The 15,959-nt window shown below is 66.1% G+C and carries 13 protein-coding genes; 11 read left to right on the top strand and 2 right to left on the bottom strand.

Translation table 11 applies throughout. The features are described from left to right. Nucleotides 1-2 precede the first annotated feature (2 nt). The 8 genes from sctJ to sctC all read left to right on the top strand — a co-directional run bounded on the left by sctJ (nucleotide 3) and on the right by sctC (nucleotide 8,707). Complete coding sequence (sctJ, locus tag SB764_RS32765) at nucleotides 3-902, top strand: type III secretion system inner membrane ring lipoprotein SctJ (protein ID WP_110327288.1); 900 nt, start codon at nucleotides 3-5, stop codon at nucleotides 900-902. Continuing rightward, on the top strand, nucleotides 895-1,671 hold the full coding sequence (locus tag SB764_RS32760; protein ID WP_410865962.1) for a type III secretion protein HrpB4: 777 nt from the start codon (nucleotides 895-897) through the stop codon (nucleotides 1,669-1,671). The genes sctJ and SB764_RS32760 overlap by 8 nt, the downstream gene beginning before the upstream one ends. Then, nucleotides 1,656-2,486, top strand: coding sequence for a type III secretion system stator protein SctL (gene sctL, locus SB764_RS32755; RefSeq protein WP_321891258.1), 831 nt, complete (start codon nucleotides 1,656-1,658; stop codon nucleotides 2,484-2,486). Before SB764_RS32760 ends, sctL begins: the two co-directional genes overlap by 16 nt. Next, a complete protein-coding gene (sctN, locus tag SB764_RS32750) occupies nucleotides 2,483-3,835 on the top strand; it encodes a type III secretion system ATPase SctN (protein ID WP_410865961.1) in 1,353 nt (450 codons plus the stop codon). Before sctL ends, sctN begins: the two co-directional genes overlap by 4 nt. An 8-nt stretch (nucleotides 3,836-3,843) precedes the next feature. Continuing rightward, a complete protein-coding gene (locus tag SB764_RS32745; protein ID WP_181440978.1) occupies nucleotides 3,844-4,407 on the top strand; it encodes a type III secretion protein SctO in 564 nt (187 codons plus the stop codon). Further along, the gene (gene sctT, locus SB764_RS32740) at nucleotides 4,404-5,327 is read left to right on the top strand and encodes a type III secretion system export apparatus subunit SctT (RefSeq protein WP_183714886.1); all 924 of its coding nucleotides are present in this window, start codon (nucleotides 4,404-4,406) and stop codon (nucleotides 5,325-5,327) included. Before SB764_RS32745 ends, sctT begins: the two co-directional genes overlap by 4 nt. An 80-nt stretch (nucleotides 5,328-5,407) precedes the next feature. Then, on the top strand, nucleotides 5,408-6,859 hold the full coding sequence (locus SB764_RS32735) for a helix-turn-helix domain-containing protein (protein WP_410865960.1): 1,452 nt from the start codon (nucleotides 5,408-5,410) through the stop codon (nucleotides 6,857-6,859). 60 nt (nucleotides 6,860-6,919) lie between these two features. Beyond that, complete coding sequence (gene sctC / locus SB764_RS32730; RefSeq protein ID WP_074982095.1) at nucleotides 6,920-8,707, top strand: type III secretion system outer membrane ring subunit SctC; 1,788 nt, start codon at nucleotides 6,920-6,922, stop codon at nucleotides 8,705-8,707. A 21-nt stretch (nucleotides 8,708-8,728) separates the two neighbouring features. On the opposite strand, the gene SB764_RS32725 is transcribed toward sctC, so the two are convergent. After that, entirely contained in the window at nucleotides 8,729-9,826 is a 1,098-nt protein-coding gene (locus SB764_RS32725; protein WP_321891255.1) for a response regulator transcription factor, read from the bottom strand. 605 nt (nucleotides 9,827-10,431) lie between these two features. Here SB764_RS32725 and SB764_RS32720 point away from each other — a divergent pair. Genes SB764_RS32720 through SB764_RS32710 form a run of 3 tightly spaced genes read left to right on the top strand, consistent with a single transcriptional unit; the run spans nucleotide 10,432 to nucleotide 14,830 of the window. Then, the gene (locus SB764_RS32720; protein WP_082991988.1) at nucleotides 10,432-11,538 is read left to right on the top strand and encodes an aromatic ring-hydroxylating dioxygenase subunit alpha; all 1,107 of its coding nucleotides are present in this window, start codon (nucleotides 10,432-10,434) and stop codon (nucleotides 11,536-11,538) included. After that, complete coding sequence (gene menD, locus SB764_RS32715; protein ID WP_410865959.1) at nucleotides 11,538-13,460, top strand: 2-succinyl-5-enolpyruvyl-6-hydroxy-3-cyclohexene-1-carboxylic-acid synthase; 1,923 nt, start codon at nucleotides 11,538-11,540, stop codon at nucleotides 13,458-13,460. Before SB764_RS32720 ends, menD begins: the two co-directional genes overlap by 1 nt. Further along, complete coding sequence (locus tag SB764_RS32710) at nucleotides 13,457-14,830, top strand: polysaccharide pyruvyl transferase family protein (protein ID WP_410865958.1); 1,374 nt, start codon at nucleotides 13,457-13,459, stop codon at nucleotides 14,828-14,830. The genes menD and SB764_RS32710 overlap by 4 nt, the downstream gene beginning before the upstream one ends. A gap of 32 nt (nucleotides 14,831-14,862) precedes the next feature. On the opposite strand, the gene SB764_RS32705 is transcribed toward SB764_RS32710, so the two are convergent. Then, nucleotides 14,863-15,954 (bottom strand): LLM class flavin-dependent oxidoreductase, encoded by a 1,092-nt coding sequence (locus SB764_RS32705; protein ID WP_176081291.1) that lies wholly within the window; start codon nucleotides 15,952-15,954, stop codon nucleotides 14,863-14,865. Between the last annotated feature and the right edge of the window lie 5 nt (nucleotides 15,955-15,959).

Genomic DNA, 15,959 nt, shown 5'->3' with positions numbered 1-15,959 from the left:
TCATGCCGCAATCCGCCGCCGTTTGCGGCCCTCCTCACGGAGTCCCTGTGACCTCGAATCTCCATGCGCGGCGCCTCCGGCGAGCGGCGCTCGCGAGCGCGTTCGCGCTGTGCGCGCTGCTCGCGGGCTGCAAGAAGGAGCTGTACGGCAATCTGTCCGAGCAGGACGTCAACGAGATGCTCGTGGCGCTGCTCGAACGCGGCGTCGATGCGCACAAGGACAGCAACGACGGCGGCAAGACCTGGTCGCTCGACGTCGACGACGGCCAGCTCGCGCGCGCGATGGAAGTGCTGCGCGCGCGCGGCCTGCCGCACAAGCGCTATGACGATCTCGGCGATCTCTTCAAGAAGGACGGTCTCGTGTCCACGCCGACCGAGGAGCGCGTGCGCTTCATCTACGGCATGTCGCAGGAACTGTCCTCCACGCTCTCGAAGATCGACGGCGTGATCGACGCGCGCGTGCAGATCGTGCTGCCGAACAACGATCCGCTCGCACAGACGATCAAGCCGTCGTCGGCGGCGGTGTTCATCAAGTATCGGCGCGACTCCGATGTCAGCGCGCTCGTGCCGCAGATCAAGACGCTCGTGATGCACAGCGTCGAAGGGCTCACGTATGACCAGGTGAGCGTGACGGCGGTCCCCGCCGATCCGGTGCAGATCGAATCCGCGTCGCCTTCGGGCATGCCGGGCTGGCTGCCGGGAGCGCTCGCGGGCGTGGCGATCGTCGTCGCCGGCCTGTTGCTGATGCTCGCGCGGCGCATGCTCACCGGCGTGCAGGCGCGCGGCGAAGCTCATGGCGATGCGGCCGCCGAAACCGGTGGTGCAAGCTCGACGCAACCGGGCGCCATCGTGCGGAATCTGCTCGCCCGCGTGCGCAAGCCGGGCCAGGCGCGCGGTGCGTGATCTCGCGCGCGAGCGGCCTGGCGCAGCGGCGCAGACGCTGCCGTTCCGGCGCGCGGCGACGGTGCTGAACGCCTGGCAGCGCAACGTCGATACGGCCGTCGACTGGGCCGATCCGTCGTGGACCGCCGCGCTGCTCAAGCTCGACGCGGACCAACTCGAACACGTGCGCGTGGCGATGCAGGCGGCCAGCATCGCGGCGCGCGTGGCGTGTTCGCGCGCGCTGGTGCGTGCCGCGGGCGTGGTGCCGCCGGACTTTGCCGACCTGACGCAAGGCGCGGCCCAAGCCGGTGCGCACGCCAATGCGGCTTGGCTCGACGCGCTGCCCGCCGAGCGCGGCGTGCAGGTGCTGCGTATGCGCGCGCTGCTGTTTCGCCGCGCGGAAGTGCGCCGGTTGATCGACAAGCGCACGCGTCAGCAGCTTTCCGATTGGGTGGGCGTGAGCGTCGATCGTCTGACGCAGGACGCGCATGCGGGCGAGCCGCCCGACACCGCGCGACTGATCGCGCGCGCGGGCATGCCGCCGCTCGCGGCGCTGGATGCGGCGAGGCTCGCGATCGAAGGCTGCGCGCTGCTGTTGCGCGATTTCGCGTCATCCGTGTCGCCGACGCGTTGCGTGCCGTTCACGCTGCTGCGTCTCGCGCTGCCGCGCGCGTTGCCGCCGGTGCCGTGGCTCGCGCAGACGCCCGCCGACATCGACGCGCCCGGCAGCGCGCGTCTGTTCGCGCGGCTTCCCGATCTGTTACCGGAGTACTCATGGCTATCTGGCTGAAGCGCGCGCGCGACGCGGTGTTCGAACCCGGCGCGTCGCTCGCAGGCGGCACGACGAACGACCTTGCGCTGCGCCTCGGCGCGGCGTCGGACATCGTGCGCCGCGACACCTTCGGCGAACTGCTCTCGCTCGACGCCGCGCGCGCCGCGCTCGTCGAGGAACGCGCCGCGTTGCTCGACGAGGCGCGCGCGCTGGCGCAAACGCTGATCGACCACGCGCGGGACGAAGCGGCCGACATCGTCGCGAACGCGCAGCGCGACTATGCCGAGGCGAGCGAGCAGGGCTATCGCGACGGCTGCGAGCGCGCGCTCGCGGACTGGATGGAGCGCCTCGCACAAGCCGCCGACGCGCAGAACCGGTTGCAGTCGAGCATGCGCGAACGCCTCGCGAATATCGTCGCCACGGCGGTCGAGCAGATCGTGCGCGTGGAGTCGCACGAAGCGTTGTTCGAGCGCGCGCTCGCGACCGTCGATCGTATCGTCGACGGCGCGACGTATCTGCGCGTGGCCGTCTGTCCCGGCGATTTCGACGGCGCGAAAGCGGCCTTCGACCGGCTCGCTGCGCGCTGGCGCGATCTGGGCCAGGCGATCCCGATGTCGGTGATTGCGGACAAGCAGCTCGACCCCGGCAGTTGCGTCTGCGAAACCGACTTCGGCACCGTCGACGCAAGCCTCGACATGCAGTTGCGCGCGATGCGCAGCGCGGTGTCGCGCGCGCTCAAGCGCTCGGCGCATACGTCGGCCGAGGCGCAAGATGCACCTGACGCGTTCGATAACGCAAGCGCAGGCGAAGCGTCCGCGACGGAGGCCGTATGAGCGCGTCGTGGACGGCACACAGCGTGGACCTCGAACGCCTGACCGACGACATCGAGCGCGAGATTCTCGCCGCGCCCGCCGTGGCGCGCACGGGCAAGGTGCTTGAAGTGATTGGCACGCTCATCAAGGTCGGCGGCCTCGACCTCTCGCTCGGCGAACTGTGCGAGTTGCGCGCGCCCAATGGCGAGCTGCTGCAGCACGCGGAAGTGATCGGCTTCACGCGCGACGTGGCGCTGCTCTCGCCATTCGCGCGACTCGAACACATCTCGCGCTCGACGCGCGTGATCGGGCTCGCGCGGCCGCTCGCCGTGAAGGTCGGCGACATGATGCTCGGGCGCGTGATCGACAGTCTCGGCGATCCCGTGGACGGCGGTCCGCCCATCGAATCCGATGAAATGCGGCCGATCTTCGCGTCGCCGCCCGACCCCATGAGCCGCCGCATGATCGACGCGCCGCTGTCCACCGGCGTGCGCGTGGTCGACGCGATGATGACGCTCGCCGAAGGTCAGCGCATGGGCATCTTCGCGCCCGCCGGCGTCGGCAAGAGCACGCTGCTCGGCATGTTCGCGCGCGGCGCGTCGTGCGACGTGAATGTGATCGCGCTGATCGGCGAGCGCGGGCGCGAAGTGCGCGAATTCGTCGAGCTGATTCTCGGCCCCGAAGGCATGGCGCGTTCGGTGGTCGTGTGCGCGACCTCGGACCGTTCGTCGATGGAGCGCGCCAAAGCGGCCTATGTGGCGACCGCGATCGCCGAATACTTTCGCGACCGCGGCCAGCGCGTGCTGCTGATGATGGACTCGCTCACGCGTTTCGCGCGTGCCGGACGCGAGATCGGACTCGCGGCGGGCGAACCGCCTGCGCGGCGCGGCTTTCCGCCGTCGATCTTCGCGGAGCTGCCGCGTCTGCTCGAACGCGCGGGCATGGGCGCGACGGGCTCGATCACCGCGCTCTACACCGTGCTCGCCGAAGACGAAAGCGGCAGCGATCCGATTGCCGAAGAAGTGCGCGGCATTCTCGACGGCCACATGATTCTCTCGCGCGAGATTGCGGCGAAGAATCAGTATCCCGCCATCGACGTGCTCGCGAGTCTGTCGCGCGTGATGCCGCAAGTGGTGCCCGGTTCGTTCGTGGGCGCAGCGGCGCGCATCCGCGAATTGATGGCGCAGCATCGCGAGGTGGAGATGCTGTTGCAGATCGGCGAATATCAACCGGGCGGCAATGCGCTCGCCGACGAAGCCATCGCGAAAGCGCCTGCGATCAAGGCGTTTCTCTCGCAGCGCACCGACGAATACGCGCCGCCGGGCGACACCGAAGCGCAGCTCTATGCGCTCGCGGAGGCGGGCGGATGAGTGCAAGCATGAACGCAAAGACAAGCGCCGGCACGAGAAGCGGCACGAGTAGCAGCACGAGAAGCGGCGCGGGCCGCCGCGTGATGGCGCTGGAGCGTTCGCTCGCACGCCGCCGCCGTCTGGACGACACCTTGCGCGCAACGCTCGCCGCGCATCGCAACGCGCTGGCCGAACGCGAACGCGCGCGCGAGGCGAAGGCGCAGGAAGTCGCGCGCGAAGCCGAGGTGTTGCGCTTCTACGAACACCGCATCGAATCGATGATGACGGGCGCGCAAGCGTTCGCGCCCGACGCGCTGACCGCGTGCCGCCGCTATATCGACGTGGTCGCCGACAAGCTGCGCGTGCTCGACGCCGCGCTCGCGCAAGCGCAAGAACGGGTGCGTGAGAGCGAAGACGCGATGACGCAAACGCGCCGCGAGATCGAGCAGAACCTGGGCCGCATCGACCTGTGTGGAGAGCGCATCACGCAGATTCGCCGCAAGCAGGACGAAGCGGCCAGCGACGCCGCCGACGAAGAGGCCGAGGAAGCCGCACTCGCGCGGCGCTTTCGCGAGCGGGGCGTGGCGGCATGAACGATATTGTTTCCGCGCTGCCGCAACTCGGCACGCTGATCGTCGGCTATATCACGTTGCTGGGCGTGTGTTCGCTGCGGCTTTTCATCATCATGTTCATGTTTCCGCCCACCGCGGACGGCGTGATGCAGGGCGTCGTGCGCAACGCCGTGGTCGTGCTGTTCAGTTCGTGGGTGGCGTATGGGCAGCCTGTCTCGTTCGTTCAGGAACTGCATGGCGTGAAGCTGTTCGAAATCGGCTTGCGCGAGGCGATGATCGGCGTGGTGCTCGGCTACGCGGCGTCGATCGTGTTCTGGGTGGCCGAAGGCGCGGGCACCTATATCGACGACCTGACCGGTTATAACAACGTGCAGATTACGAATCCGATGCGCCAGGAGCAATCGACGCCCACGGCCACGCTGCTCGCGCAGATTGCATCGGTGTCGTTCTGGGCGCTGGGCGGCATGACGTTTTTGCTCGGCACGCTGTATGAGTCGTATCACTGGTGGCCGTTGACGTCGTCGACGCCGGTTGCAGGCAATATTCTCGAATCGTTCGTGCTGCACCAGACCGATACGCTGATGCAGACGATCGCGAAGCTCGCCGCGCCGATGATGTTCATTTTGCTGCTGATCGATTTTGCCTTTGGCTTTGCGGCGAAATCGGCGTCGAAGCTCGATCTCATGACGTTGAGCCAGCCCGTGAAGGGCGCCGTCACCGTGCTGATGCTTGCGCTTTTTGCGGGTATTTTCGTCGATCAGGTGAAAGAGCAGATTACCTTGCGCGGATTCGCCGAGGATTTGCGCACGATGACAAATGGCGACGCGGAAAGCGGGAAAACGGTGAATGGAAAGGCCGCGCCCGCTTCGGGCGCATCCTCAACAAATCCCGCTTCGAATCTCAACAGTTCTCAAATAGAACCTGAAAATCAGATTAATTGAAGTTCTGACTAAATCGCTCCGGTACATTGAGTTCATGCACGCCGTGTCAGCCAGCGTGCCGTGCAACCAAGGAGTCGATTATGTTTTCGATGCTGTATTTCCCGCTGGTTTCTTCACTCGCCACGCCGGAGCCGGTCGTGTCGGGAAATCAGGCCGAACGCTTCGGCTTCGCGCTGCGCGAGGGCAAGCTGCTGGCCGCTTCGCATCTGACAAGCCGCTGGATCGACGAAACGAATGCGGCCGGCATGGGCGAACAGGCGTTGCATGGCCTTCAGTTGCACGCGGATCTGCAACTGCTGTTGGGTGTGGAAGTGGAAGCCGAGGAAGCCTATCGGCGCTCGCTAAAACTGATTCGGAGTTCGAAGCGTGATATACGCGCCTCGTCGTGCCGCAATGCGGCGTGGCAGGCGCTGTTCCGGCATCGGATCGGCACCGCGCTTTCGTGTTTCGCGCGCGTGGTCGACGAACCCGGCATCGAGCCGGCGCGCGCGGCGGAGGCGCGCTTCGGCATCGTCTGCGCGCTGCATGAGTTGGGGCGAACCGGCGAGGCCTTGCAGGCGCTCGACGAGTTCGTCCATCGTCTTGATGAAGATATCGACGGTCCGCACGGTCATTGGCACGATCTCGCCACCACCGTGCGCTTCGATCTGGAAGTGCAGACGGCCCTGCGCTGCGCGAGTGAATTGAGCGATCACGTTTATTGGCAGTCGGGTGCGGCGGGCGTGACGGCGCGCACGCAGGAAGATGTCTTGCGTGCCGTGCGGGTGCCGCTTTTGCGCGCGCGCATCGAGTATCTGCGTCATTTGCAACTGGCCGCGCTGGCCGACCGCAATGCGATTGGCGGCCTGCAGCATCATTTGAACTGGGCGCGCGAGCAGGGCGTCGGTGATTATCAGCGCACCTTGCGGCTGGAGATTGCACTGGCTGCGCTCGCGGGCGCGCAGCCGCATTACGCGCACGCGATGCTGGAGCCGCTGCATCCGCTCGTGCGTGCGGGCGCGATTGGCCATCGTCACATCGAATACCTGTATTGCGCGGCCAAAACGCGTCAGGCGCAGGGTCGCGCGCAGGAGTCGCTGACCTTGTACAGCCGTTACGCGCTGGTGGCGATGCAGTGTCTGCGCGAGGATGCGAGTCTGCAAATGCCGCTCGCGAGCCGCATGTCGAAGCCCGGTCCGCAACTCGACGATGTGGGTGCGCGCTTGCCCGCGCGTTATCGGCGCGCGTATTCGTATGTGCTCGACAACCTGGACCGGCCCGACCTTTCGGTGCGCGAGATCGCCGCGGAAATTGGCGTGACCGAACGCGCGCTGCAAAGCGCCTTCAAGAATTTTCTCGGCCTTTCGCCGAGCGAACTGATCCGCCGTCAACGTATGGAGCGCATTCGCGCCGAGCTGACCGAGCGCGCGTATGCCGCCGATCGCGGCGTGCTGGTGGCCGCGAACAAATGGGGCGTGCAGAACCGCTCGACGCTCGTCAACGGCTATCGCAAGCAGTTTCACGAAGCGCCTTCGGAAACGCTCGAACGCTGACGCCGCCGGTTTTATCCGCATCTTCGCTTGCACCTTCGTTCAATTATCACGATCGACTCCATGAAATCGAAAACGCTGTTTTGCGCCGCGTGGCTCGCGGCGACGCTGGCGCTCGCGCCATTCGACACGGCCAGCGCCGCGCCGGTGCGCTGGCGCAGTTCGACGGTCCATGTCGCCGTCGAAGGCAAGGACCTCAAGGACGTGCTGCGCGACTTCACCGCGAGCCAGGGCGTGGCGGCTTCGATTGCCAACAACGTCGCGGGCACCGTGACGGGCCGCTTCGATATGTCGCCGCAACGCTTTCTCGACACGCTCGCTTCGACGTTCGGCTTTGTGTGGTTCTACGACGGCAGCGTACTGTCGATCAGTAATGCAAACGATGTCACGCATCAGGTCATCAAACTCGATCACGCCGCGCCGGGCGATTTGCGTGGCGCGCTGCAGTCGCTCGGCATCGAGGACCGGCGCTTTCCCGTCGTCTACGACGAAGCCGGCGACACGGCGATCGTGAACGGGCCGCCGCAATATGTGCAGATGGTGGCCGAAGTGGCGCGACGTCTGGACGATAGTGCGGGACGGCGCACCGGTTCGGTGATCCGCGTATTCAAGCTCAAGAATGCGTGGGCCGCCGATCACAAGGTGCAGATCGACGGCAACACTATCACGGTGCCCGGCGTGGCCACGGTGCTCTCGAACATGTATCACGCGAAGCAGAAGGAGGGCGGCGGCGCGAACGGCTCGCAGAATGCGATGTCGCCGAACATGCAGCGCGTGCCGCAAATGGCCGATGTGGGCGGCGGCACGTCGGGCGGCGGCTCGCTCAATCCGCCCTTGCCGCAGAACATGCCACAAGGCGCGGATGCGAGTCTCGGCGGTCTCATCAGCGGCACGCCTGCGCCGGGCCAGGGCGCAGCGGGCAACGTGGGCTACGCCAATGCGCCAGGCAGCAGCGGACAAGGGACATCGCCGAGCGGCGGCGATCTGACCTTGCCCGTGATTCAACCCGATCCGACCACCAACACTGTGCTGATTCGCGATCTGCCGCAGCGCATCGACCAGTACGCGTCGCTGATCGGGCAACTCGATACGCGGCCCAAGCTGATCGAGATCGAGGCGCATATCGTCGAGATCGACGACAACCTGCTGCAACAGATCGGCATCGACTGGCGCGCGCACAACAGCCATCTGGATTTCCAGACCGGCACGGGCACCTATCAGCAGAACGGCTATGACGGCAATATCAATCCGAACTTCGGCACGACCACGCTCGCGGACGGCACGACCGTCGTGCAGGCGACGCCCGTGGGCGCGTCGCTGACCGCAGTGCTCGGCGATGCGGGGCGGTATCTGCTCGCGCGCATCAATGCGTCGGCGGAGGACTCGAAGGCGAAAATCGACGCGACGCCGAAGGTCGCGACGCTCGACAACGTCGAAGCCGTGATGGACAACAAGACGCGCTTCTTCGTGCGCGTGTCGGGTTATACGTCGGCGGATCTTTACAGCATTTCCACGGGCGTTTCGCTGCGCGTGCTGCCGATGGTCGTGGACGAGAACGGCCAGGTGCGCATCAAGATGAACGTCCATATCGAGGACGGTCAGCTTACCGGGCAGCAGGTCGACAGCATTCCCGTCATCACGAGCAGCGAGATCAATACACAGGCCGTGGTCGGGCAGGGCGAGAGTCTGCTGATCGCGGGCTACAGCACCGACAACCTCTCGAACGGCGTGACGAGCGTGCCGGGGCTGTCGAAGATTCCGATCATCGGTGCGCTGTTCCGCAACAACAGCGACACGCATTCGCACATGGAGCGCGTGTTCCTGCTCACGCCGCGCGTGCTGGATCTCTGAGGCATGGCGCGCCGAGTTCGTTCAATTGCGCCGCCGCGCATTGGCGAGCCGGGCCGCGCGCGGCGACAACGCGGGCGCGCAGTTCGCTTCGCGCTCGTTCGCGGCGTGGGCGGCGAGGTTATCGGTCCGCGGTGTGCCGCTGTATGGCATGACGCAATCGGGCGTGCGCGTGGCACTGTAGCCTGCCGTGAAATCGGCGTTGAAACTGGCCTGATAGCCCGGCGCGCAATCGGTGGCTTCCACGGCCCACGGTTGCGCCTGGCGGGCCGCTTCGCTGCTGCTGTGATGGACGTCGAGCACGCGCGTCGGGCGCGCGACGGGCGCGCTGTCGTGCTCCGGCAGGGTCAGGGCGAGGGCGGGTGCAGGGGGCGCCGTGCGAGCCTTTTGTGCCCTCTGTGTGGCCTCGGCGGGCACGCAGTCCTCCTGCTCGTCGCCCATCTCGATGCGATAGCCGTGCGCGTACATCGTGCGCAACTGCACGCCGGCCTCGCCATTGAGTTCGAGCTTTTTGCGCAGCTTGTAAATGTGTTGTTCGAGCGTGCGCCCGACGATGTCTTCCGTGCTGCTCCAGATCGCGCCCGCAATGGTACGGCGGCTCACGTATTCGCCCGTGCGCGAGAACAGCAGCCACGCGATCGCGAATTCGCGCACGGTCAGGCGAATCGGGCGGCCGTTGAGTTGCACGGTGCCCGCGCGCCGGTCGAGCCGGTACGGTCCGAAGCGAATCTCGCCGTCGGCGCGCGCGCTGGAAGCCGCTTCGAAACGCCGGCGCGCGAGATGCGTGCGCACGGCCAGTTCGCTGCGGTCGATGGGCGAGCGCACCACGTCGTCGGCGCCCGCATCGAAGGCCTGTTCGATGTCCGCGCGCCCGTCGAACGCGCCGACCACGATCAGCGGGGCGCGTCGATCGTCGTAGCAGGCCCGCCGCGCGAACACGGCGCGGTTCGGATCGACCCCGGTGGCGGCATCCACGATGATCGCCTGATAGTCCTCGCGATAGATGGCGCGCGTGAGCGCGACGTCGTCGCTGAAGCAGCTGCATTCGATCAATTCGTCGAGAAAGCACAGGCAGATCAGATTGAACAGCCTTCGGTCGTTAGTCAAAACAGCGAATTTCAACTTGCTCTCCAATAGCGAGGCTTCAAGCGCCGCATTTGTTATTTCATGGATGCGGCTTTGAACCGCGTATGGCGAAAACTACGGTTGTTCATAAATCAGGGTTGTAAGGAATTGTTTCGCGGAAATTTCTCGTCGGATGAGGAATAAAACCCCGTCCAGGACGGCAATCAAACGTTTGCCTGGCGAAAGTGGCTAATTGCTTGGGCCGGCACATGAAATCCTTTTCATCGAACAAGTCGGTATTTATTGCGCCTTCGCGTGAATGGAGCGGTAATCCTGACGGGCGATGCGCATAAAGGATTGATGGATAAGGCTTAGCGGAATCTTTCAGATCGGAAAGGGAAGTTCAGACTTTTTGAGGGTTGCGTCTACGCATCGCGTGGGGCCGCTTCGCACCCGAATGAGCTTTATTGAAACTGGCTGCGAAAAACGCGCTTTACACTCGATCGGCAAAAAGCCGCGTGCACGTCGCGCCATCGCCTCGCAAAAGCCGTTCAGCCGCGATGCAAGCCGGTTTGAATGACCGGCTGCGGCCTTTAAAGCTTTTTTTGTGCTTTGCGCCATGTCGCGCAAAGACCTGCAATAGACCGTGGATGGGAGCTTTGATGTCGTTTCTATTAAACGCCTGGTATGTGGCCGCATTCAGCGATGAATTGAACGGAGCGACGCCGCTGGCGCGCACGCTGCTCGATCGTCCCGTTGTGTTGTATCGCGATAGCGAGGGCGCGGCGCATGCGCTCGACGACCGTTGCGCGCATCGCTTCGCGCCGCTGTCGCGCGGACGCGTGGTCGGCGGCGTGCTCGAATGTCCGTACCACGGTCTGCGTTTCGACGGCGCGGGGCGCTGCGTGCACAATCCGCACGGCGACGGCCGCGTGCCCGCGCAGGCACACGTCCGCGCGTATCCGGTCGTGGAGCGCTTTGGCGCAGTCTGGTTCTGGCCTGGCGAAGCCGCGCGCGCCGATATCGCGTTGCTGCCCGCGTTCGATTTCGTCGATCCAGCGCAGAACCACACGCATCATGGCTACCTGAAAACGCGCGCGCATTATCAGCTCAGCGCCGACAATCTGCTCGACCTCAGCCATTTCCAGTTTCTGCATCCCGATACGCTGGGAAGCGAGGCGATCGCTAGCGGCGACGTGCAGTCGGGTAGTCTCGGCGAGACCGTGTGGGTGCGCCGCGCGGTGTTCGGGGAGATCCTGCAGCCCTTCGTGGCGGACGGATTCGGCATTGCGGCGGGGACCTGCGTGGATCGCTGGATGGACGTCAAATGGACGCCGCCGGGTCTGCTCACGATCGTGGTGGGCGTGACCGGCGCGGGCCAGCCGCGCGAGGCCGGACGCATCGCGCCATCGGCGCATTGGCTCACGCCGGAAACGGCCTGTACGACGCACTATTTCTTCGCGTTCGGTTTGCCGAAAGCGATGGGCGACGAGGGCCGCGCGCTCGTGCGCTATGCGGTGGAGGGCTTGATGAAGCCCTTCGAACTGGAGGACTTGCCGATGCTCGAAGCGCAGCAGGCATGCATTGGCGAGGCGGATTTCTGGGCCGCGCAACCCGCCTTGCTGCCGATCGATCGCGGCGCGATACGCGCGCGCCGCATCATGGAGTCGATGATCGTGGCCGAGCGCGCGGGACACGATCCGCGCGACGCGAACCACCACGACGGTGCGCGCACGATCGCGATCCGATCGTCGTTCGAGGTGGCGTGATGGCGAGTGTGCCTGAAACGCAGCACGGGCCCGAGCCCTCGCTCAACGCCGCGTGGGTCGACGCGATTGTGGCCGCACTGGAGGCGGCGGGCGTGCGCCGCGCAGTGCTGTGCCCTGGCGGCCGCGCGAGCGCGATGTGCCTCGCGCTCGACCGTCACGCGCGCATCGCCGTGGAGATGGTGAGCAGCGATGAGCGCAGCGGTGCGTTCGTCGCGCTGGGTCTCGCGAAAGCGAGCGGCGAACCCGTTGCGCTGGTGACGACGTCGGGGTCCGCAATTGCGAACGCACTGCCCGCTCTGATCGAAGCCGAGGCCTGCGATATCGCGCTCGTGGCGATCACCTGTGATCGTCCGCGTAGCTTGCGTGGCGCATCGTTCGGGCAGATGGCCGATCATTGCGGCGCGACGCGCGCGTTCATGCGCGCGCAGGTCGACCTCGACGATCCGCGCGATACGCCCGAAGCCGTGCACGCGATGCGCGCGAACGTGGCGCAGGTGTTGCGCGCGATGCTTGGGCAGGGCGATGATGCGACCGACACGCCACGCGCCGATGCGTTGCCGTCGCCGCACCGCCGCACGCGTGGGCCCGTGCATCTGAACGTGCCGCTCGCAGGCGTCTACGATGCGATGGAAGTGTCGGGCGTTTCTGCGCAGACGTGGGCGGTGGCCATGCAACCGTGGCACGACAGCGGCTTCGCACAAGATGCCGATAACGGCGCGCATGAAATCGAATCAGCCGTAGCGCGCGTGTTGGCGCGAGCGCGCGAGCGCCATGCTTCGCAATCGCCTGCTGGAGTCGCTGGAATGGCGGGCCTGATCGTCGTGGGTGCGGAGCCCGCCGTGCCGCTCGACGCGATTCTCGCGCTTGCCAGCGTGACGGGTTTTCCCGTCGTCGCCGATGCCGCGAGTGGCTTGCGCGCTCAACCCGGCGCATTGAGTCCTGAAGCGGCAGCGCGCGGCGAACCCGGCGCGCTGATCGTCAACGCTTTCGACGTGTTCGGCACGGCGCGTCTTGCCGATGCGCGTCCCGATCTGGTGATTCGCTTCGGCCTTGCGCCCGTGCTTCCCGCGTTGCATGCGTGGTTCGAGCAACATGGCGACGCGCCCACGCTGCGTGTCGCGCCGTCGAGCATTGCCTGCGATTACCTGCACCCGGGTCTTGATCCGCGAGACGTGCTGGTTGCGCCGAATCGCGCTACGCTCGATGCGCTCGCGCGCGCGCTGTCAAATGCGGCGCAGGCCACGACGCGCACCGGCCAGGCCGTCGCGTGGCGCTGGCGCGAGCGTTGGGCGAGCGTGGCGGCATATTCGGCACGTGAGCGGCGCGCGTGCGTGCGTTCGCTCGCGTGGGGCGAAGTCGCGGCCGTGCATCGCGTGCTCGATGCGCCGGGTTTCGACTTCGTCCACGTGGGCAATTCGATGGCGGTGCGTCACGCCGATATCGGTTGCGACGTCCGAAACAATAATCAGGTGTTCTACACGAATCGTGGCGTGAGCGGGATCGACGGCACGATTGCGACGTTTCTCGGCGAAGCGCTGGCGCGCCGCGACGCGGGTCTGCTAGTTATTGGCGATCAGGCCTTCGTTCACGATCTTGGCGCGCTGGCTCTGGCGCAGCGCATCGAGTCGCCGGCGTGTATCTGTATCGTCGATAACGGCGGCGGGGCGATTTTCGATTTTCTGCCCGTCGCGCGCGAGCCGGGTTTTCGCCGCGCGATCCGCAATCCGTACACGCTGCGATTCGCGGCGCTGGCGCAGGGTTTTGGACTCGCGTATCGGCGTGTCGATAATCGGGACGCGCTCGACGCCGCGTTGAACGCCGCGCGCATGCACGCGGGCGTGACGCTCGTGGCGCTGGCCGTCGACGCCCATTCGGGCGCGGCGCAGATGCAGCAACTGGTTCGTGCAGTGGGAGGCGCATGATGGATTGGCCGCAATTCGACGACCCCGTTCGCAATTCGTATCGCGCGTTGCATCGCTACGCGAGCGCTGCCGCGCCCGACACGGTCTTTCTCGACGACATGCAGGCGCGCATCGACGCGGCGCGCTATCTTGGTTCAGATCGCGCGTGTGCCGCTGCAAACGCCGCCAGGCCGCGCGTGCTTTTGCTCGGTTATCACGGCGCGGGCAATACCGGCGCGGACTTGCGCACCATCGAAACGATCGCACAGTTGCGGCGGATCTTCGCGCCGCGCGAACCTGTGCTCACGCTGTTCGCGCTCGGCGATGTGTTCGATCATGCGGTGCTGGCGCAAACGCCCCGTCTCGCGCCCACCTTGCCCTATGTGCCGGACGCGCTGGACGCGGCGATCCGTGAAGCGGATCTCGTCGTCAATGTGGAGGGTTCGACCTATACGTCGAAGTTCTCGGATTCGTTGTCGGGGATTCTGATTGGCGGCATCGCACTGGCGCACGCGTATGGTTTGCCCGCCGTGTCGTATGGCGTCGATAGCGGTGCGATGAGCGAGCCGCTCACACGTTTCGTCGCGCATCATGCCGCGCGCGCCGGACACGTGATCTGCCGTAACGCGCAGGCCCGCGTGAAGTTGCGCGAGCTGGGCGTCGAGACGATCGCGGGCGCGGATACCGCGTGGACGTGGCGCGCGCCTGCTGTTTCGCGTGCCTCGCGCGTCGCTGCGTTGTGTCCCACCAATCCGTTCTGGTGGCCCGTTCGCGCGGATGCTGCGCGCGCCCGTGCGCTCGACGCGCGTGGCGAGACCTCGCCGCATCGATACGGCTTGTTGCACTTTCATACGTGGGATGACGAGCGGGAGAGTGCCTACGAGGCGTATCTCGCGCGCTTTGCTGCGGGCGCCACCGCGTTGCGCGCGCGTGGCTATACGCCGGTGATCGTGGGGATGGAGCAGGTGGATCGCGCGGCGTGCCTCGATCTGGCGGCGCGTCTGCCGTTCGACGCAGCGTGCGTGGTGCGCGGCGAGCGCGTGCTGGATGAGGTTGCGAGTGCCGTCGCGCACGCGCAGTGCGTGGTGACGACGCGTTATCACGCGAGCGTGCTCGCGCTATCGCACGGCGTGCCGGTGTTCGGGCTTTCGATGGATACGCGTATCGACCGCTTGCTGGCCGAAGCCGATTGCGAAAGCTGGCTGGCGCACTGCGATGCCGACGACGCGCTGCAACGCTGCATCGACGCAATCGATTCACTGGAGCATGCCGGCGTGCGCGAGCGTTTGCGCGCGAAGCAAAGGCACTACGCGCAGCAGCAGCGCGCGAAACTGGATGCGATGGGCCGACGTCTCATGGCGATTGTCGCGGCCGCCGGCCAGCGCGTTTGATCGATTGACGCAACCCTGGCGCAACCCTGGCGTCACCACGCGAGCGCGGGCTTCCACGCATCGCGCTCCGCCGCCGTTTGCGCGGCCGCTCGCTCGCGTTGCGTATCTTCCACTAGCACGGGCAGCACGTCGGCGGCGAAACGGCGCATCGACGCCATGACTTGCGCGTGTTGCAGTGCGCCGAACCAGAAGCTCGCGCTGAAGTAATCGCAGCCGAGCCCGCGGCGAATGCGGCGCAGCTGGTGGATGCATTCGTCGGCCGTGCCAATCACCAGAAAGTCGTCGCGCAACACGCGCTCCGTCGGTTCGTCGGGAAACGCAGCATCGGGCACGACGCCGTCGATCACGTTGCCTTCGCCATGACGCAAACGCAGCGTCGCGCGCCCGTTCCAGCGTGCGTGCTCGATGGCCTCGCTCGCTTCGGCCTCGCTTTGTGCTACATAGACGGGCCGCTGCGTGCCGACGCGCGTCGCGGGCCACGGCGCGAACAGATCGGGATAGTGCGTGCGCATGTCGGTGAGGCGCGAGATTGGTTCGAGCACGCCGGTGAAGAGATTGGCGCCCCGCGCTAGCGCTCGCGCGACCGATTCGCGGCGGCTCGAATTCACGACGAGCCACGCGGGCATGCGTGGCTGCAGCGGCTGCGGAACCAGTTGCGTGCGGGGAATCGCGAAGTGCTCGCCGTCGAAATCGAATACGGGCTCGCGCAGAGCGCGCAGCAACACGTCGATCGCTTCTTCATCGCGCCCGGCGGTGCGCTCGCGACGGACGCCGAAGCGCTCGTACTGATAGGCCTGGTAGCCGTAGCCGAGACCGATTTCGGCGCGTCCTTGCGAGAGCACGTCGAGCGTGGCGAGTTCTTCGGCCACGATCAGCGGATGATGCAGCGGCACGGGGATGATCGCGGGCCCCAGACGCAGACGGCGCGTGCGGGCCGCGATATGTGCGAGCAGTTGCAAGGGCCGCGACGAGGCCGAGTAGTTCGTGAAGTGATGCTCCGCGAGCCAGAAGTGCGAGAAGCCGAGTTGATCGGCAGCTTCCGCCATGTCGATGGCGCGCGCGTAGAGCGTGGCCGCCGCCTGCGGTTGCGGTGCGGGCATGGTGAGAAAGAGGCCGGTTTGCACGCGCG

It is taken from the genome of Paraburkholderia sp. SIMBA_027 (assembly GCF_046535315.1).
Taxonomy (GTDB): Bacteria; Pseudomonadota; Gammaproteobacteria; order Burkholderiales; family Burkholderiaceae; genus Paraburkholderia; species Paraburkholderia tropica.
This window is presented reverse-complemented; position numbering and strand designations above follow the sequence as displayed.